The following is a 19,141-nucleotide window of genomic DNA, read 5'->3' on the forward strand; positions in this document are numbered from 1 at the left end:
CGGGCTTTCTGTGAGCGTGCGATGAACTAGCCGTGCAGCTTTTTGAACTCAAAGGTGCCGCCAAGCGCGACCGCATAGCGGCTGACGGTATTGAGCGTGGGGGATGCAGCACCGTTTTCAAACCGGCTGATATTTTGCTTTTTCATCCCGGTGCGCTGTGCGATGTCTTCCTGCGTCAGGGATTCTGCCAGCCGTGCCGCTTTGAGTTCAGCGACCATTTTCTTATGCACCTGAATCGCCTCATAAGCGGCGGCGAACTCAGGGTTTTGCATCATCTCTTCCATGACTGCGTTGAGAGGAATTAATGTATTGTCATCGTAATCTTTCATGTTGGTCCCTTTTGATGTTTTTCATACGTTGCAATGCCAGCTCCAAATCCTGATAAGGCGTTTTAGCCGTTTTTTTATGCAAAATATGCACGACATAAATACGCCGGCCATACATAAAAAAATAAAACGCTCTTCCCAAACCTTCTTCGCTGGTTACACGAATCTCACGTATTCCGTTTCCGACATACCGTACCTGCGGATCTTGTAAAGCGGCCCCGTGGATCTCAAGCTCCTTCAAAGCATCAACGACGCTTGCACTCAGTGCGGGAGGAAGCTTACGAAGCTCCTTCAGGGCGGCGGGCAATACGTTCACGTCATACACAGTGGCTTTCCTTGAGGTGAAGTATGATTACGTTTTGTGCAAAGTGGAAGTAATCATTTATGATTATTTTTAAACGGGAACGGGGTTCACATTCTTTTCCGCGCCCGAAGCGTTATGCCGTGGTACCTGCGCATCCTGGCGGGTATTCTGAGGAAATTCAGAAGGGCGATCTTTTCCTCCGCGATGTCTCGCAAAAAATAACTCTCTGAAACATAAGACAAACCAAACCTTCTCAACCCGTTCATAAAACAGTCACAAAACCGCCGTAATTTGTTTTCTCATTGAACAGGCCATCGCCGCTTTGAGGAAAACACTGACGCATGTCTGCCATCCAGATTTCCCACCTGAGCAAATCCTTCGCTACACAACCGGTGCTTAATGATGTCTCCCTGCATATCCGGCCGGGGGAATTTGTCGCCGTTCTTGGCCCGTCAGGCTGCGGGAAAACCACGCTGCTGCGCACCGTGGCCGGTTTTGAACCGGTGAACAGCGGCACGATTACTGTCGGCGACCGTCTGTTTTCTTCGCCTGACGTGCATGTGCAGCCGGAAAAACGCGATCTGGGGATCGTGTTCCAGAATTACGCGCTGTGGCCGCATATGTCAGTGGAAGAGAACGTGGCGTACAGCCTGAAAGTCGTGGGGATGGATCGCAATGCGCGCCGTCTGCGGACACAGGAAGCGCTGGCGCTGGTCGGGCTACGTGAATTCGCCACCCGACGGCCATCTGATTTATCCGGGGGGCAGCGTCAGCGGGTTGCGCTGGCGCGTTGTCTGGTCACACGTCCCGGCGTGGTGTTGCTTGATGAACCGCTGGCAAACCTGGATGTTCACCTGCGGGCGGCGATGGAAGAAGAGTTCAGCCGCTTTCATAAACATACCGGCGCGACATTGTTATATATCACCCATGACCAGCAGGAAGCGATGTCGCTGGCGGACCGCGTGGTGGTGATGAGCGAAGGGCGCGTGATGCAGTTCGCCACGCCGCAGGTTTTATATCGCGAACCGGCCAATGAAATGGTCGCCACGTTTATTGATGACGGGCGGGTGATCCCGGTGACGGATGTACAACCAGATGGCAACGGTCACGCACAGGTGGTGGTTTTCGGCACCCCCGTCAGGCTGCGTGCGCCGGTTTCACTGCTTTGCACGGCAAAAGCGCAGGCGTGCGTTCACGCGGCGGATTTACGTTTTGCCGGGCCGGGCGAAGCGGGGATTGCAGCCCGGGTTTCCCGGCAAATTTATCGCGGTGGTTATTGCCAGACTGACATCACCCCGCACGCCGCGCCGGAACTCAGATTATCCATTCATTCTAAAAAAGAGGTTCAGCCGGGTGACGATGTCACTTTTCTCATTACGGACGGCTGGGTACTTCCTCAATGATCCCTTTTCATCACTCTTTATTCTCAAAAGGACAGGGCTATGCACATTTCTAACACCATCAGATTGAGTTTTTGCGCACTGTCACTGGCCTCCGTGCTGATGACTTCTGCGAATGCCGCAGAAACGGCTTCCGGGAAGCTGGTGGTTTATACCTCGCAGGCACCGGAAATTGCACAACAGACGATCGATGCCTTTAAAACGGCATATCCGGGCGTTCAGGTGGAATGGACGCGTAACGGCACCACGCAACTGATGAATGTGCTGCAGACAGAAATGATGGCCGGAGATGTGAAAGCTGATGTGCTGCTGGTAGCGGATTCAATCAATCTTGGGGCGCTGAAAAAGGACGGTAAACTGGTGCCGTATACTGATGCGCCGGTCGGGAATATCAGCCCGAATTTTTATGATAAAGATAAAACCTGGTTCGGTACCAAAATCATCGCCACGGTTATTGCCTATAACACCAAAAATGCGAAGCCGGTTGATAGCTGGATGGCGCTGACTGATCCGCAAAATAAAGGTCAGGTTGCTGTGCCAAGCCCGTTGTATTCCGGCGCGGCGCTGTATCACCTGCACACGGCCATTAATACGCCAGATATCGGTTGGGCGTTTTATCAGAAACTGGCGGCGAACGGGATTACGCCGGAAGGCGGAAACGGCCCTGCGCTGAAAGCGGTTGCCAGCGGGATGGCGAAATACGGCGTGATTACGGATGCCGATATTATTCGTGCGAAAAAACAAGGGTCACCGATTGATCTGGTGTATCCGAAAGAGGGTGTATCGTTTGTGACTGAGCCTGTGGCTATTCTTGCTGGTGCGCACAATGTACCGGCTGCAAAGGCTTTTGTTGATTTCATGCTCTCGCCGCAGGGGCAGCAACTGGTGGCAAAACAAGGCAATCGCCCCATTGATGCCAGCGTAGCGGCTCCGGAAGGTTTTGCACCGGTGAATACCATCAGGCTGCTGACCCTTGATTCGGACAAAGCCGTCGCTGACGATAAACAGGTACGTGCGAAATTCACTGAAATTTTCGGTGGCTGATGGCGCAAGGGAAAGGCACATGAGCGTCATGAGTGAGATTCAGCGCCGTATCACACCTTCGCGCCGCATCTGGCCGGGCAGTGAGAAAACTGTCCTTTGGGCGCTGACGCTGCTGATCGGGACGCTGTCGATAGCCCCGCTTGCACGGCTGGTGTGGGCGGCGCTCGCCCCGGAAGGTGTGCCGGATATCACCCGGCTCAGTCATTTACTGGGTACCCGCAAGGTCGCGACTGCCACGCTCAATACGCTGTCAATTGCCGTTGCCTCGACGCTGCTGGCCGTGCTGCTGGGCACCGTTGCGGCGTTACTGATCGCGCTGACCAATGTGCGCGGCAAACAGGCCTGGGTGTTTACCTTTATTCTGCCGCTGATGATCCCGCCCCAGGTGACTGCGCTGGCGTGGATCCAGGCGCTTTCGCCCTCAGGCCCGATATTGCCACTATTGGGATTGAGCCTGCCTTCAGGTTCACCTTCACCGCTGTATTCGCTGGGAGGAATAGTTGTGTTGCTGGGGCTGCACAATGCACCGCTGGTTTTCCTGATGGTCCGGGCCGGTCTGCGCAGGCTGCCGGCTGAACTGGTGGAAGCCGCGCGCAGCGGCGGGGCACGGCCTTGGCGGGTTCTGTTTACGATCATTTTGCCGCTGGTGCGACCGGCCATTTTTGCCGGTGCAGCGCTCTCATTTGTAACAGCGGCAGGCAATTTTGGTATTCAGGCGATGTTGGGGATCCCGGGGCGAGTCCCGACACTGATCACCCTGGTTTATCAGCAGCTTAACAGCGTCGGCACATCGGCGCTGGCGGATATGGCGGTGCTTTCGTTGCTGATTGCTGCCATTACGCTGGCCGGGCTGATGCTTAGCCGCTGGCTGGGCGGGCGTCAGGATGTACGCGTTACCGGCACGCCGCGTGCGCTACATCAGCCGCTTGGCCGCTGGCGTTTGCCCGTTGAAATAACGGTCTGGCTGTGGATGGTTCTGACGTTGTTATTGCCACTTTCTGCACTCTTCACGACATCCCTGACGCTGGGGTTCGGCCAGGCACTGACGCTAAGCAGCCTGACGCTGAGCAATTACGCCAATGCGCTGTTCGGATATCCGGCGATTCGCTACGCCTTTCTGACCAGCCTGGGGCTGACGGTTATGACGGCGCTGATACTGACACTTTCTTCGTTGTTTCTGGCGTACTTCCTGAGCTGGCAGCGAACGCGGCTGGTACGCATCCTGCAATTATCCACTGAACTGGCCTATGCGCTGCCGGGGATTGTCACCGGGATTGCGGCCATCTTATTTTTCCTCAAGCCGTTGCCGCTGATCCACGTCAGCCTGTATGGCACAATCTGGATTATTCTCGCTGCTTATCTTTCAAATTTTATGGCGCTGGTACTGCGGCCTACGATGGCAGGATTTGCGCAAATAGAACGCTCGCTCGACGAAGCCGCGCAAATCTTTGGTGCTGGGTTCCTGCGCCGGATGCGCGATATTCTGATGCCGCTGGCCGCACCTTCGGCGATGGCAGGAACTATCCTGGTATTTCTCACGGCATTGAATGAAATCCAGGTATCGATTTTACTGGTTACGTCCGGCACACAAACGCTGGGGCCGATGATTGTTTTCCTCGATGAAGGGGGTTCTTCTACGCTGGCTGCGGCGACAGGGTGCCTGATGATTGGCGTGGTGCTGGTCTTTATGTTGCTGGCCTCGTTGTTTGCACGTCGTCTGCCGGAGGGCGTTTTGCCCTGGAGGGTATAGCGGCAAATTGCTGTTTTCCCCTCAGGCGTCATTTACTAATGACGGGAGCCGACCTGTGGTGGTAGTTTGCATGGAAAACTGCCAGTAAGAGGCCATTCAGCACTCCATGAGTAATCAAACTACAACCGTCAAGCAGCTGGAAGTTCAGCGTATTGCCGATGTTCTGTCTAAAGCTATCGCCCAGCAACGCCTGCGCCCCGGTACCCGCCTGGTTGAATCGCAGCTCGTAGAAGCCCTGGGTGCCAACCGAAATCATGTTCAGGTCGCTCTGCAACGCCTGGCTCTGCAACGTATTGTGACCATCGAGCCCAATCGCGGGGCGATGGTGGCGCAACCCGCAGCGAAAGAAGCGCGGGAAGTCTTTATTGCCCGCCGCGCCATTGAGCGCGCGATTGTGGAATGCATCGGTCCGGAGGTGATCCGCCGTCATCGCCATCGAATCCATACCCATTTGCGCAGTGAGCGTGAAGCCGCGCAGTCGGAAGACCGTCGCGCCATTGTGCGTGAACTCAGTGAGTTCCATCTTATCCTGGGTGAGATTTCCGGGAATGACGTCCTGAGTGAAATCCTGGCAAATCTGATGGTGCGCAGCTCACTGATTGTCGCGTTATACCAGCGTAATGAAGTGCCGTCATGCCAGTGTGACGAACATCAGGCCATTATTGACGCGCTGGAAGCCGGAGACAGCGCACAGGCGGCCGAGATTATGCAGGAGCATCTGGACTCGCTGGAAGGGGTGTTGGATCTCAATGATGAGGCGGCAGGAGAAGTGAATTTGCGCCAGGCGTTGTCAGATTTATAAGGCCTGAGCAATGTGTGCCCGCCAGCGTTCCGGCTGACGGGCACGGTAAATTTTATGATGACTTCAAATCGCGCAGCTGTGCACGGTCATTGTAAAATCGTTTATAAGCCAGGTAACCGGCAATAATCGTCGACAGACTGGCGGTGGCCAGCAGCATAAAAGTGACCATGATCTGGTATTTAATGGCTTTTACCGGGTCAATACCCGCAAAAATCAGGCCAGACATCATCCCCGGTAAACTCACGATACCCACTGTTTTCGCCGCATCCACGGTCGGTATCATGGCGGCCCGGATACTGTCGCGAATAATCCTTCCTGAGGCGATTTTTGTCGGTGCGCCCAGGCTTAACATTTCAAGGATTTTTTGCTGGTTATCGATAAAGCGCTGATTAAGGTTGCTGTAACACAAACCGACGGCAACCATTGCGTTTCCTGCAATCATCCCGGAAATCGGGATCACCTGCATAGGTAAAAACTCAATAGACCCGCTCAGGATTAGAATCATCAGTGTCAGGGCGGTGCCGACCGTAATCGCGATAAAGGAAATGACGAATCCGTTGTCAATATTGCGGCTGCGTTTCTTCGCATTCAATGCCGCATTGACGCAGATAAAGAGCACCATCAGTACGGTTAACAGGCTGTTATTAATATCGAATATGTACTTCAGCACATACCCGACAATCACCAGTTGCACGATAGCGCGGGCAACGCTCCAGATGATGTCCTTTTCCAGACCGAGTTTTTCTTTTTTGCTGACGAGCAGGGCGACGACGACCAGTATCAGCGCAAGAGCCAGAGACTGATTAGTGATGTTATGCTGGTTCATGAACCGTGTTCTCGTGTGAATGGCGGGTGAGGGTAAGAACGTTTTTCGCGTGACGGATTTCATTCAGGTCATGGCTTACCCACAACACGGCAATCTGTTCTTTTTCGACCAGCCCTGCGATGATTTCGTTAATGTTGACCTTATTTTCTTCATCCAGCGCGCTGGTGATTTCATCAAGCAACAAAATATCCGGCATAAATTGCAGGTTACGCAGCAATGCAACGCGTTGCTTCTCACCCCCCGAAAGTTCCTGGATCCTTTTCGTCAGCATATCTTCTGACAGATTCACCCGTTTCAGCCACTGGCGCAGATTCTTATCATCAATTTTTTTATTCCGGATCTGATAAGGCAGGGCGAGATTATCGTAAACCGTCTCGCCAAACAGCGAAGGCGTCTGAAAACAGTAGGATACCCGCTGGCGGTAAACTTCAGGTTTAATCCGCGTGATATCTTCATTTTTAAAATAGAGGTTCCCGCCAGTGGGATTTTGCAATGAGGCAATAATCTTCAGCAGCGTGCTTTTCCCGCTGCCGGAAGGGCCGGTCAGCAATGTAAACTCCCCGGGGTTGAGCGTGAGTGAAACAGGTTCAAGCAGGGGGACGTTATTTAACGTAAAAGAGACGTCTTGCAGACGGAGGAGGTCATTGGAGTGAGTCACGCCGTAAATCCTTCGATAACTAATTGATGGTGTGAATGATATCACCTTTTGTAGTGTTATTACCGGCACGCAGAGGAGGGAAAATCATTTCAAAACTTTTTATGACTCAGAGTATTACCCGGTTAATTCATTCTGTCGCCTGATATAAAAAAGGCCCGTTTTTCAACGGGCCCTGATGACTGTCGGCTAAAACAAACCTGTCATTATTGTGCCGGTGCGGGGGCTGCCTGTGGTGCGGCAGGTGCTTCCTGTACTGGCGCTGGTGCTGCCGGGCCACCGAAGATCCCGAACAACCCTGCAAATTCCTGCAACGTCATTTTCTGGCCATTCAGGTCGACCTGATTGTCCGCGTAATGGAAGCTGCTGGAGAGGGTGTCATTTTTCACGGTGGTCAGCTTAAACATCTGCCCCATTGCTGCCAGCCCCTGAACCTGCTGCTGGGCCAGTTTTGCGGCGTCGTCAGCATTGTAGCCTTCCAGCTGTGCGACCTGCGTGGTGACCTGGGTTGCCATCGGCAACGGCACCGTCAGGGTGGCATCGAGTTTGCTGACCAGCTGCGATAACATTTGATCCTGAGATTGCGCCGGTGCGGCAGCCGGATCTTTCAGATCCAATTGCAGATTGAAGCTACTTTCACCTTTGCTGTTTTTCCAGCTCAGCGGCGCAATGCTGATGCTCGGGTTGCCTTTGAGCAGCAGTGGCAGGTTAGCCAGTAATAAATCAGCCGCCTGTTGCTGATACGCTGCGGGATCAAGCTCGCCTTGCTTCATCAGCAGATCGCGTGATTGCTGGTTGTAGTTGTCGGCAAACTGTTTGAGCGCGGCACCGTCGAGCTTATCCAGCTTGATGGTCAGTTTTGCGGAACCGAAATCTGCACCCTGAACTTTCAGTGCGTCAATGGTGTAATCCTGCTGACCCGCAATGTTATTGCCGTTTTCAGCGAATTTACTGACCAGTTTGAAATTATCCAGTGAACCGGCGTCTTTGCCATCCACATTCACCAGAATCTGCTTCACGTTCAGGTTCTGATCGCCAACGCCCACCTGGAATTTGCCCTGGTGTGTATCGCTGTCCATGCTGAAACCGGCCAGGGTAATTTTTTCAAGCTGCCCCCACTGGTTTTTTGACGTCAGCGCAACACTGTCAGTGCTAGCGTTAAGCTTCATCGCAGCGAGTTCTTTATCGACGTCGATATTGATTTTCCCGCCGGAGAATTGCAGCTGGCTCTCATCTTTTTGATAAGTCACGGGGATAATGTCAACGGCGGAAGAACTTGCGCCTGTGTAAGACACGCGGGTATCGACGGTGACCAGCGATTTCCCTTTCGTGACATCAAACAGGCCTTTTACCGTCGGCGTATTTTGCAGTTCAGAATGAACGGAAGCCATGCTTGGGATCAGATTGAATTTTTTCAGCTGAGCCGCAGGGAACGGGCCGTGATCGATAGTTTCGATAAAGGCTATTTCGTCACCGGTTTTCAATGCACTGGTACCCGCAGTCGCGGCAGCGGGATCAGGTTGCAGAACAATGCGCATTTTGCTGCTGAACAGCCCGCGCTGATAATCCTGATAGCTGACTTTCAGCCCGGCTTTCGGATAAGCACTTTGCAACTGACCGTTGGCGGCTGCGACCTGTTCATCCATATGTTGCTCAATCAGTTTGCCCGTATACCACGAGACGCCTGTCCAGGCCGCGCCAAGAATGACAATGACGCTTACAGCGACTAACGACTTCTTCATATCTCTGTTTATCCTTATGAAATATCCCGAAAATAAAAAACGCCTTCCGGCGTTATTAGTTCCCTGAGTGTAGCTGAATCAGCAGAAAAATCACCAAAATGGGGCGATTAGCCCCGTTTTGTTTAATCAACTGTTCATTTGCCGAGTGTATTGAACACGCGGGCAATGCGGCCATTACCGCTGACAGTGACCGGCGATTCGCTGGCTGACAGGTAACCGGACTCACCGGGTTTGAGCGTCAGTGTTTCATCACCTTTAGCCAGGATACACTGGCCTTCAATACAGAAGACGATTGCCGCGCTGTCCTGTTCCAGGATCAGAGGGGCTGTGCTCAGGCTGTGGATAGAAAATGCAAAATCTTCGACAGGGATTGGGAAGTTGAGTTCAGCACCTTTAACAACCGGCGTCGTCAGCAATTCGCTGGCCGGTTTGGCGTTGAATTTCAGGTTTGCCAGTAATTCCGGGATATCGATATATTTCGGCGTCAGGCCAGCACGCAGAACGTTATCAGAATTTGCCATGACCTCCAGTGAAACGCCTTTCAGGTAGGCATGCGGGGTTTCGGCATACAGGAACATGCCTTCACCCGGTTGCAGCGTAATCACGTTCAGCAGTAACGGCGAAAACAGGCCGCTGTCGTCCGGATAAAACTCAGAAATGCTGCGGATAGTGTCCCACGGCTCACCGTGCTGTACGTCCAGCACAGATTTCAGTACATCCAGCGCGCGCGACTTATCTTCGCCTTCCAGGCTCAGCAGACCGGCAAAAAGAGTGCGCAGGTGGTCAACATCGGGGAAGCTCAGGAAACTGGCAATCAGCGGATGTGCGCCGGCTACCGGTTGCAACAGTGAAACAATCTCACGCAGTTCACGAAAACCGTTCATTGCCTGGAATGGCGTCAGGGCATAGACCAGTTCCGGCTTGTGATTCGGATCTTTGTAGTTACGTTCGGCCGCATCAAGCGGGATACCTGCGGCATTTTCTTTTGCGTAACCGACTTCAGCGGCGCCTTTACTCGGGTGAACCTGAATAGAAAGCGGCTGGTCGGCGCATAAGACTTTAAACAGGAAAGGCAGTTCCCCGAAACGTTTCGCCACTTTTTCGCCAAGCTGACTGTTCAGGTCGGCGGTAATCTGGTCGCGAAGGGAAATCGTTTCACCCCGGGCGTTCTCAACCTGAGAACTGCTTTTCGGGTGAGCGCCCATCCACAGCTCAGCCATCGGACGGCCCTGAGGATCGGTTATTCCGTAGAGTTTGGTCAGCGCGTCTTTACTACCCCAGGCGTAGTTTTGTACACCGTTATGCATCTTTTGCATGGCTTCATCCTGAATGAAAAATATTGCCGCCTAGTAAACAATGACAAAGCAGGCTTTACAACTATGAAGGGTCAAAAAGTGCTTTGAAAACGAATTATCAGAATAGGGATCGATTCGAATTATACGCTCAGCTTATATGTCACTATAATCAACAGGCCGCAACGGGATGCGTGGGAGCGCGCGCGGCAATCAAACACCTGCAAAAAAACTGATTTATCATCGTAATATGCATCTAAGGAGACAGTAATGGCGACAACACGCATTGAAAAAGACTCAATGGGGCCCGTTGATGTTCCGGCAGATAAGCTTTGGGGCGCACAGACGCAGCGTTCCCTTGAGCACTTTCGTATTTCCTCTGAGAAAATGCCTGAGGCGCTGATCCACGCGCTGGCTCTGACTAAACGCGCGGCGGCCAGCGTCAATATTGATCTGGGGTTACTGCCCGCGGAGCGCGGAAATGCCATTATTGCCGCCGCGGATGAGGTACTGGCCGGGAAGCATCCTGCAGAGTTCCCGCTGGCTATCTGGCAGACAGGCTCCGGCACTCAGACCAACATGAATATGAATGAAGTGCTGGCAAACCGTGCGAGTGAAATTCTCGGCGGTGAACGCGGAGAAGGGCGTAAAGTCCATCCTAACGATGATGTGAACAAAAGCCAGAGTTCCAACGATGTTTTCCCAACCGCTATGCACGTCGCTGCCGTTATCGAATTGCGTGAAACGCTGATCCCCGAACTGAAAGTGTTGCATAAAACGCTCGCAGCAAAGGCCGATGCTTATCGCGATATTGTGAAGATTGGCCGCACGCATTTGCAAGATGCCACTCCGCTGACTTTGGGGCAGGAAATCTCCGGATGGGTTGCGATGCTGGCACATAACCTGACACACATTGAGAATAGCATTCCACACATTGCAGAACTGGCGCTGGGGGGAACCGCCGTCGGTACAGGGCTGAATACACACCCTGAATACGCGGTGCGTGTGGCCAAAGCGCTGGCGGATTTGACCAAACAGCCGTTTGTCACCTCTCCGAACAAATTTGAAGCGCTGGCAACGTGCGATGCACTGGTGCATGGACACGGCGCACTGAAAGGTCTGGCCGCATCACTGATGAAAATCGCCAACGACGTTCGCTGGTTATCTTCCGGACCGCGTTGCGGAATTGGCGAAATTGCGATCCCTGAAAATGAGCCGGGCAGCTCGATTATGCCGGGCAAAGTCAACCCGACGCAGTGTGAAGCGATGACGATGTTGTGCGCACAGGTGCTGGGGAATGATGTCGCGGTCAATATTGGCGGGGCTTCCGGTAACTTTGAGCTGAACGTATTCCGCCCGCTGGTTATCCATAACTTCCTGCAATCCGTGCGTTTGCTGGCCGACGGAATGCGCGGATTTAATGAACATTGCGCCGTGGGGATAGAACCAAACCGGGATCGTATTACTCAGTTGCTGAACGAATCACTGATGTTGGTGACCGCGCTCAATACGCATATTGGATACGATAAGGCCGCTGAAATAGCCAAAAAAGCGCATAAAGAAGGGCTGACGCTCAAAGCATCTGCGCTGAAACTGGGTTATCTGACCGAAGAGCAGTTCGACGAATGGGTACGCCCTGAAGCCATGGTCGGCAGCATGAAAGCGTAATTTAGGCAAAAGCCCACGTTTATTGAGGTCCGGTTATCCGGACCTTTTTTACATCGGGTGTTCCTAAAGCGGATGATCGGTATACAAATGCAGGCGTTTAATCAACAAATTCAGCGGTTGCGATTGCGGTTTGTATTTATGTTTCACCATCGTCACATCGTAATCATGCAGTTCCCCCAACTTGGGTACCTGCATCATGGGGGAACGTAAACACAGTGCAATCAGCGGCAACGGGCAGGGATGCTGTACCTGTTTCTGGCTGTTGCGGTACCACACGCGGGCGATCGGCTGCACTTTCACCGGACGTTTAAACTTGAGTGCAGCATGCTCAGGCAGGCGCTTAACGTCATTCATCTCCCGGTTGATGTTTTCCATCCACTGCTCGCGGGTATATGGAGACACAGCGCGTCCGGCGTTCAAACTTTTTTCCAGCTGAGTGAGGACCTCATCGCGGGTGACATTTTTGATGATATGCTTGTTGGCCCAGCCAAACCGTACGGAATCAGGATCATTAAGAAAGGTGACAGAGCGGTAAGCGTTGAGAGTGATCAGGCCGCGTAAATGCGTATGGACAAACTCGAAGCGTTGTTCCGGTGCCAGCCCCGATTCTACGGTTACGATATGTTCCAGCTCGGCTTTGAGTTTATTCACTTCTTCAATCAGCAGCAGGGCCGCCTGATGTTCTGGCTGATCGACGGCATAGCAGAGCACGCCGGGCAAACGTACGGCAGACTTACTGCTCACATTCTCGTTATTATGATGGATAAATAAACGCTGAAAATGCTGTAAAGCCAGATGTTGCGCGGCTTCGCCGATATGCGGCGTGACGGTAATTTTATCCGCAGGATTATGCTCCTCGCCTTTCGCGATCTCCGGCAGGGCAAAAACCCGCGCCTGCAGTAATTCAAGCTGATTCAGAAAATTCCCCAGGTCATGCAACGCAAGTTCCAGCTCGTTAAAGCAGCCGTTCATGCGGGCAATTAAATCATAATCCGCCATAAACCCTCCAGTTAGTTACAACATACAGTTTAGGGCATTACAAACCATTGTGCACACCTGACGTTCACAGAACATGAGAAAGACAGGTGTCCGTACATCTTTAGCAGGAATAAAAGGCTTTCATTCATGAGGGTACTGGCTGTCAGAGACTTTTTCCATCCAGATGACGGTCTTTCCTTCAAAGGATTCTGCCACCGCGATATGCGTCATGGGTTCTGTCGCGCAAGCACCATGCCAGTGTTTGACACCCGGCGGGATCCACACCACATCACCTTTGCGGATTTTCTGCGCCGGCTTTCCCCATTCCTGAACCCAGCCTGAACCTGACGTCACAATCAATGTTTGCCCAAGCGGGTGAGTATGCCACGCCGTGCGGGCACCGGCTTCAAACGTCACTATGCCACCGCCGATGCGTGCAGGAGATTCTCGCTGAAAACGCGATTCAACAGTTGCCTTTCCGGTGAAATATTTTGTATCGCCTGGGGTTACAGGCTGCGTTCCGGCATGATTCACTGTTACGTCCGCCATCGCTGATGCACTGGTAAGGGCAACGGCTGCCAGTATCATAATGAGTGCCTTCATATTTTCCTCTAAAGCCGCAGTTGAATGTGATGATTTAAATGCATTATTCCAGGATTGCATCGCTGTATTCAGTCTACACAACAGGTCATGTCCCCAGCCTGACATTGAGCTGATATTCCTGTCAGTTTGAAATAAATGGCGGGATACACGCCTTGGTTATTATTGAATATTTCTCAATACATCATGAATTAAATCCGTAATTGTTAATTTATTTTAATTAATTAAGATGAATAAAACGTGAACTGCCAGACGCAAGTGCGTTACGGCAGGGGAAATTCATCAGCGGAGTAATCTCATGAAACAGCGCACTCTCGGGAAAAGCTCGTTACAAGTATCAGCGTTAGGCCTGGGTTGTATGGGGCTGAGCTATGGCTACGGCACCGTAACTGAAAAAAACGTCGCAATCGGTCTTATCCGTGACGCCGTGGCACGAGGCGTCACTTTCTTCGATACCGCGCAACTCTACGGTCCTTTTACTAACGAGGAAGTGGTGGGCGAAGCACTCAAACCATTGAGGGATAAAGTCGTTATTGCGACCAAATTCGGATTTGAAGTGCCTTTTACTGATGGAATGCAGCGCCTTAACAGCAGGCCGGAATATATCCGCCAGTCGGTTGAGCAATCCTTAAAACGACTCGGCACCGACGTTATTGACCTTCTTTACCAGCACCGAGTCGATCCGGATGTGCCTATCGAAGAGGTCGCAGGCGTTGTGAAAGACCTGATAGCAGAAGGCAAGGTTAAACACTTTGGGCTTTCTGAAGCGGGTGCCGCAACCATTCGTCGCGCTCATGCCGTACAGCCGGTCACGGCGCTGCAAAGTGAATACTCAATCTGGTTTCGTGAGCCAGAGGAAGAAATCCTCCCGCTGCTTGAAGAACTGGGCATCGGATTTGTACCGTTCGCGCCCCTTGGTAAAGGTTTTCTCACAGGAGCGATTGATCAGACGACGCAATTTAGCAGCCAGGATTTTCGCAGCACGGTGCCACGCTTTGCAGAAGATGCCCGTCTGGCGAATCTTGCTCTTGTGGAACTGATTGGGACGATTGCCGACCGCAAGCAGGTGACCCGCGCACAAATCGCACTGGCGTGGCTGCTGGCACAAAAACCGTGGATTGTTCCAATCCCCGGCACCACCAAACTAAGCCGCCTGGAGGAAAATATCGGTGCAGCCGACGTCACATTGTCAGTGCAGGAGCTTGCCGGAATTGAACAAGCGCTGTCGCACATTCAATTGCAAGGTGACCGCTATAGCGAAGCGCATAAAGCCCGCTGGGGACGCTAACGTCAACGAAACACTACCGTATCAGGCAGTACGTCAGGCCGAATTCTGACTATCCTGAATAAAACATCGCAAAATTAAAGAGGAATACCTATGTCTGAGAATATCAAAGATAAAGTCGTCGTTATTGTCGGTGCCAGCAGTGGCCTGGGTGAAGCGCTGGCACGCCGCCTGGCAAAAGACGGAGCAAAACTGATGCTCGGTGCGCGCAGAACCGACCGGCTGGCAAAAATTGCCGCAGAACTTCAGTTATCTGAAGAGGCGTATCTCAAAACTGACGTTGTTGATCCCGAACAGGTGCAGGCGCTGGTCGACAAAGCCGTCGCGTTATACGGAAGAATCGACGTTATCGTCAATAATGCTGGCCTGATGCCACATTCATTACTGGGACGTCGCCAGCTTAATGACTGGAATGCAATGATTGATATTAATCTGCGCGGCGTATTGCATGGCATTGCTGCGGTACTGCCGTATATGCAGGAGCAAAAAAGCGGCCATATCATCAATACCTCTTCCGTTGCAGGGCATAAAGTGCGTGCTGGCAGTGCCGTCTATGCCGCGACTAAAACTGCAGTGAGGGTCATTTCCGAAGGCCTGCGTCAGGAAGTCAAACCGTACAACATCAGAACCACAATTATCTCGCCAGGTGCAGTTCAGAGTGAACTGGTGGACAGTATTACTGATGCCGATGTTGCAAAAGGCACCCGGGATTATTACGATAATTTCGCGATTTCAGCAGAATCATTTGCAAACGTTGTCGCTTTTGCCATCAGTCAGCCGGAAGACGTTGATATTAATGAAATCCTGTTCCGCCCAACAAAGCAGGAATTATAACGCACAGACGCGCGGTTGAGTTCCAGGCACCGGGGCAGTAGCATGGCCCCGTCACCCATAAAAAACCTTTGCCGCGAGAAGAATATGCCTGAGTTTCCTGATGATCTTCCCCGTTGCCCGTGGGGTACCGATGACCCGATGATGCGTGAATATCATGATTGTGAGTGGGGCAAGCCGGTTCGCGACAGCAGGGCACTTTGGGAGAAACTGATGCTGGATGGGTTTCAGGCCGGATTATCGTGGCGGATTGTGCTCAAAAAGCGTGATGCTTTGCGCAGGGCTTTTTGTCATTTCGAACCACAAAAAGTGGCTGAACTGACTGAAAAAGATATCGAAAGGCTGGTTAATAACGCTGATATTATCCGTTCCCGCAGCAAAATTACCGCCGTCATCAATAATGCGCGTGCTTTTCTGGCAATGCAGGAGGCTGGCGAAGAGTTTGGTGACTGGATCTGGGCACAAATCGGAGGTAAAGCCATTCAGCATACCGGTGTGGTTCCCACTAAAGATGCGCTGTCTGACCGGATTTCTAAAGATCTCAAAAAACGCGGTTTTAAATTTGTGGGGCCCACGATTGTCTATGCCTGGATGGAGGCTACAGGTCTGATTAATACTCACCATCCTGACTGTTTTCGCCGTGCTCAGGTAGCAAAAGAAGCCTGACCTGGCGGCGTGCTCATCAGCGTAAATATTGTTTCTGATATTGTGACGGTGTCACGGATAATTGCCTTACAAACGCCCGCCGCAGTATATCCACACCTGAAAACCCGCACTGTGCCGCAATCTGTTTGACCGCCATTTCGCCCGTTTCCAGCATTTGCCGCGCACGAAACACGCGCTGCTGCTCAAGCCATTCTGCCGGCGATTGCTTCAGCTCCTGGTTAAATAAGCGGGTCAGATGTCGCGGGCTGATGCCCATATGTTTAGCTAAACTTTGTACATTATGCGGCTGGTCTAACGAATTCATCACCCAGCGCTGAACGTCCTGTAACGCCGACCGGCCACTCAGTGATGCCTGTCCGTGACGGCTGAACTGTAATTGCCCACCCGGACGTTTAAAAAACATTACCAGCTGCGCTGCGACATCCAGCGCAGTTTCCCGCCCCAGATCTTCTTCCACCATATTCAGTGCCAGATCCAGCCCCGAGGTCACACCCGCAGCCGTTCGTAGTGTACCGTCAGCGATAAAAATCGCATCGGCTTCAACATTTACCTGCGGATATTGCTCTCTGAGTTTGTCCGCAACAGACCAATGGGTCGTCACGCGCCGTTTATTGAGTAAACCCGCCGAGGCGAGCAGAAGTGCACCGCTGCAAACAGAGCCAAAGCGTTTAGCATGCTGACACCAGCGGTGGATATCTGCGGTCAGAGTCTCATCATTCAAAAAGGTATCCAGCACGGGGGCACCGGCAACCAGAAAGGTATCCAGCGTGGAAGACAAGGGCGCATCCAGCGTGATATCCGCCAGTAAACGGGCACCCGAGGAGGTTTTCACTACTGATTGATTACCCATGGCCATTATGCTCAGTTTGTAAACCTCACGGCCACGTTGCTGGTTTGCTTCTGCGAAGACATCCAGCGGGCCAGAAACATCGAGCAGTTGTACGCCCGGCACGGCCAGAATAATGATGTGTTTTACCATTGAAAGGTTTCCTGTCGCAGAACGCGGTTATGTCCCATATCGTCATATTACGACGATTGATGACATTTATTTTGCCGCTTATTCTTATTTCATACAACCTAAGAGGAGAAATATGATGAGTCTGAACATTAATGGCATACGCATTCCCGACAGCAAAATGGCCCGTGAGGCAACCGATTTGGTACGGGATACTGAATCTGATTTATTATTTCATCACTCCAGCCGCGTTTATTACTGGGCCGCACTGGCCGGTAAGCAGCGTCAGTTAAAAGTGGATCACGAGTTGCTTTACATAGGCTGCATGTTCCACGATATGGGGCTGACGCATGAAAATTGCAGTTGTGACAAACGTTTTGAAGTCGATGGCGCCAATGCTGCCCGCGCATTTATGCAACAGCACGGCGTCAGTTCTCAGGACATCGACAAGGTATGGACAGCAATTGCCTTACATACTACGCCAGGGATACCTGAATTTATGGATCCGGTGATTGCACTGGTGACAGCCGGTGTAGAAATGGATGTGCTGGGCATTAATTATCCGGCGTATGAAGACAACGTGCGTAATGCTGTTGTTGAAGCCCATCCGCGGACGCCTGCATTCAAGGAAGACATAATTCAGGCATTTTATGACGGTATAAAAAATCGCCCTCAGACCACATTCGGTAACGTAAAAGCGGATGTAATTGCTGATAAAGATCCCGGTTTCGTCAGAGGGAATTTCTGTTCGGTTATTCGCAATTCTCACTGGCAGGGCTGAAAGGCCAGAAGAAAAGGGCGCGCCGGTGTTCACGGCGCGCTTTGGTTTCGTTAAATCAGGCGGAACTCAATCATAAACAACTGGTTAAGCCCCGGATAAATTTCACTGATAATCTGTTTCAGTGCAGGTAACGTCATATTTTCCTGAACCGCATGTTGCTCGTTAAGTTCATCAAACAATACTGGTGTGACAGCAATCACTTCGATATTGCAGAAAAATACATCATCTTCGTAACGGCTGACGCGAACCTTATCACCGGCAGAAAAATCTGCATCACTGGCTTCGCGAAGCGTAATAGTTTTGTGTCCGGCGAGAATATCGGCCTCAAAGCGGCCATAAAAAGTGATGTTTTTCATATAATTTCCAGGTTCAATAGTACACGTGGGCTATGAGATACTCAGAATTCATGCAGCGCAAGCCATTCACTGACAGAAACGAGAAAAATGGACGATATATCCGCTAAGAAGATCATTTCCCTGTATGAGCGACATGCTGAAACCTGGGACAACGCCCGCAGAAATCAAAGTTATGAGTGCGGTTGGCTGGATCAGTTTCTGGCTTTGATTCCTGAAAATGGCCGGATCCTGGACATTGGCTGTGGGGCCGGGAAACCGGTGGCAGAATATTTTATCGACCGAAAATTTTCAGTCACAGGCATTGATGCTTCTGCGCCGATGATTGCTATCAGCCGCGAACGTTTTCCTGAGCAACGCTGGGAGGTTGCTGATATGCGCACCTTATCACTGAATGAAAAATTCGACGGGCTGATTGCGTGGGACAGTTTTTTCCATCTGACACGCAGTGATCAGAAAGCGATGCTTGCCGTCTTTGAAAAACATGCAAAACCTGCAGCAGCATTGATGTTTACCAGTGGGCCAGCAAACGGTGAAGCGATTGGCACATTCGAAGGCGAAGCGCTTTATCATGCAAGCCTGGCACCAGAGGAATACCGTGAGTTATTTGCACAGCATGGATTCAGGGAAGTGAACATGGTCGCCGAGGATCCAACATGCGGCGGACATACGGTATGGCTGGCAACATCGAGGCAAAGCTAAGCGAGAACAGGCTAACCGGAGCGGCCATGTCAGCTTGGCTTAGCCTCTATACAATGTCTATCCCAGTTTAAAATGTCACCTTCAGTTCCAAAGTTAAAATGTCACTTTTGTTATTGGGAAAGTCTGAAAGAATAGGGGGTTAGCGTTTCAAACTGGCCCTGAATTCCGATGGATTAACCAG

The 19,141-nt window shown here is 51.8% G+C and carries 20 protein-coding genes; 10 read left to right on the forward strand and 10 right to left on the reverse strand.

Annotation, left to right across the window (positions count from 1 at the left end):
* Nucleotides 1-26: 26 nt before the first annotated feature.
* Entirely contained in the window at nt 27-329 is a 303-nt protein-coding gene (locus CWS43_RS24300; RefSeq protein ID WP_101079728.1) for a helix-turn-helix transcriptional regulator, read from the reverse strand.
* Nucleotides 313-651, reverse strand: a complete 339-nt coding sequence (locus CWS43_RS24305) for a type II toxin-antitoxin system RelE/ParE family toxin (RefSeq protein ID WP_101079729.1) — start codon at nt 649-651, stop codon at nt 313-315. Before CWS43_RS24305 ends, CWS43_RS24300 begins: the two co-directional genes overlap by 17 nt.
* Nucleotides 652-971: 320 nt before the next feature.
* Here CWS43_RS24305 and CWS43_RS24310 point away from each other — a divergent pair, with 320 nt between their 5' ends.
* The 4 genes from CWS43_RS24310 to CWS43_RS24325 all read left to right on the forward strand — a co-directional run bounded on the left by CWS43_RS24310 (nt 972) and on the right by CWS43_RS24325 (nt 5,626).
* Nucleotides 972-2,033 carry an ABC transporter ATP-binding protein gene (locus CWS43_RS24310; RefSeq protein ID WP_101079730.1) on the forward strand — a complete coding sequence of 354 codons (1,062 nt, stop codon included), beginning with the start codon at nt 972-974 and terminating at the stop codon, nt 2,031-2,033.
* 99 nt (nt 2,034-2,132) lie between these two features.
* Nucleotides 2,133-3,074 (forward strand): ABC transporter substrate-binding protein, encoded by a 942-nt coding sequence (locus tag CWS43_RS24315; protein WP_232777194.1) that lies wholly within the window; start codon nt 2,133-2,135, stop codon nt 3,072-3,074.
* Between the two features lie 19 nt (nt 3,075-3,093).
* On the forward strand, nt 3,094-4,824 hold the full coding sequence (locus tag CWS43_RS24320) for an iron ABC transporter permease (RefSeq protein WP_101079732.1): 1,731 nt from the start codon (nt 3,094-3,096) through the stop codon (nt 4,822-4,824).
* Nucleotides 4,825-4,930: 106 nt separating this feature from the next.
* Complete coding sequence (locus CWS43_RS24325; RefSeq protein ID WP_101079733.1) at nt 4,931-5,626, forward strand: GntR family transcriptional regulator; 696 nt, start codon at nt 4,931-4,933, stop codon at nt 5,624-5,626.
* A 52-nt stretch (nt 5,627-5,678) separates the two neighbouring features.
* On the opposite strand, the gene fetB is transcribed toward CWS43_RS24325, so the two are convergent.
* From fetB to manA, 4 genes are all read right to left on the reverse strand, one after another.
* Complete coding sequence (gene fetB, locus CWS43_RS24330) at nt 5,679-6,452, reverse strand: iron export ABC transporter permease subunit FetB (protein WP_101079734.1); 774 nt, start codon at nt 6,450-6,452, stop codon at nt 5,679-5,681.
* On the reverse strand, nt 6,439-7,110 hold the full coding sequence (gene fetA, locus CWS43_RS24335) for an iron ABC transporter ATP-binding protein FetA (RefSeq protein ID WP_101079735.1): 672 nt from the start codon (nt 7,108-7,110) through the stop codon (nt 6,439-6,441). Before fetA ends, fetB begins: the two co-directional genes overlap by 14 nt.
* Before the next feature lie 203 nt (nt 7,111-7,313).
* Entirely contained in the window at nt 7,314-8,849 is a 1,536-nt protein-coding gene (locus tag CWS43_RS24340) for a YdgA family protein (RefSeq protein WP_101079736.1), read from the reverse strand.
* Nucleotides 8,850-8,983: 134 nt separating this feature from the next.
* Nucleotides 8,984-10,165, reverse strand: a complete 1,182-nt coding sequence (manA, locus tag CWS43_RS24345) for a mannose-6-phosphate isomerase (RefSeq protein WP_101079737.1) — start codon at nt 10,163-10,165, stop codon at nt 8,984-8,986.
* Between the two features lie 246 nt (nt 10,166-10,411).
* On the opposite strand from manA, the gene fumC reads away from it, so the two are divergent.
* Nucleotides 10,412-11,809, forward strand: coding sequence for a class II fumarate hydratase (gene fumC / locus CWS43_RS24350; RefSeq protein WP_101079738.1), 1,398 nt, complete (start codon nt 10,412-10,414; stop codon nt 11,807-11,809).
* A 63-nt stretch (nt 11,810-11,872) separates the two neighbouring features.
* Here fumC and tus read toward each other — a convergent pair whose 3' ends face one another.
* Entirely contained in the window at nt 11,873-12,808 is a 936-nt protein-coding gene (gene tus, locus CWS43_RS24355) for a DNA replication terminus site-binding protein (RefSeq protein ID WP_101079739.1), read from the reverse strand.
* Nucleotides 12,809-12,928: 120 nt separating this feature from the next.
* A complete protein-coding gene (locus CWS43_RS24360; protein ID WP_198555921.1) occupies nt 12,929-13,390 on the reverse strand; it encodes a cupin domain-containing protein in 462 nt (153 codons plus the stop codon).
* 295 nt (nt 13,391-13,685) lie between these two features.
* On the opposite strand from CWS43_RS24360, the gene CWS43_RS24365 reads away from it, so the two are divergent.
* The 3 genes from CWS43_RS24365 to CWS43_RS24375 all read left to right on the forward strand — a co-directional run bounded on the left by CWS43_RS24365 (nt 13,686) and on the right by CWS43_RS24375 (nt 16,169).
* Nucleotides 13,686-14,675 carry an aldo/keto reductase gene (locus tag CWS43_RS24365; protein WP_101079740.1) on the forward strand — a complete coding sequence of 330 codons (990 nt, stop codon included), beginning with the start codon at nt 13,686-13,688 and terminating at the stop codon, nt 14,673-14,675.
* A 90-nt stretch (nt 14,676-14,765) separates the two neighbouring features.
* Nucleotides 14,766-15,506: an SDR family oxidoreductase gene (locus tag CWS43_RS24370; protein ID WP_101079741.1), complete on the forward strand. Its 741-nt coding sequence runs from the start codon at nt 14,766-14,768 to the stop codon at nt 15,504-15,506.
* 84 nt (nt 15,507-15,590) lie between these two features.
* The gene (locus tag CWS43_RS24375) at nt 15,591-16,169 is read left to right on the forward strand and encodes a DNA-3-methyladenine glycosylase I (RefSeq protein WP_101079742.1); all 579 of its coding nucleotides are present in this window, start codon (nt 15,591-15,593) and stop codon (nt 16,167-16,169) included.
* 16 nt (nt 16,170-16,185) lie between these two features.
* Here CWS43_RS24375 and CWS43_RS24380 read toward each other — a convergent pair whose 3' ends face one another.
* Complete coding sequence (locus CWS43_RS24380; RefSeq protein WP_101079743.1) at nt 16,186-17,148, reverse strand: GlxA family transcriptional regulator; 963 nt, start codon at nt 17,146-17,148, stop codon at nt 16,186-16,188.
* Nucleotides 17,149-17,263: 115 nt separating this feature from the next.
* Here CWS43_RS24380 and CWS43_RS24385 point away from each other — a divergent pair, with 115 nt between their 5' ends.
* Nucleotides 17,264-17,905: an HD domain-containing protein gene (locus CWS43_RS24385; RefSeq protein WP_101079744.1), complete on the forward strand. Its 642-nt coding sequence runs from the start codon at nt 17,264-17,266 to the stop codon at nt 17,903-17,905.
* 50 nt (nt 17,906-17,955) lie between these two features.
* On the opposite strand, the gene yqfB is transcribed toward CWS43_RS24385, so the two are convergent.
* Nucleotides 17,956-18,261 (reverse strand): N(4)-acetylcytidine aminohydrolase, encoded by a 306-nt coding sequence (yqfB, locus tag CWS43_RS24390; RefSeq protein WP_101079745.1) that lies wholly within the window; start codon nt 18,259-18,261, stop codon nt 17,956-17,958.
* A gap of 87 nt (nt 18,262-18,348) precedes the next feature.
* Here yqfB and CWS43_RS24395 point away from each other — a divergent pair, with 87 nt between their 5' ends.
* Entirely contained in the window at nt 18,349-18,960 is a 612-nt protein-coding gene (locus CWS43_RS24395) for a class I SAM-dependent methyltransferase (protein WP_101079746.1), read from the forward strand.
* Nucleotides 18,961-19,141 lie beyond the last annotated feature (181 nt).

The sequence above is a fragment of the Rahnella sp. AA genome, assembly GCF_002834385.1.
GTDB lineage: Bacteria > Pseudomonadota > Gammaproteobacteria > Enterobacterales > Enterobacteriaceae > Rahnella.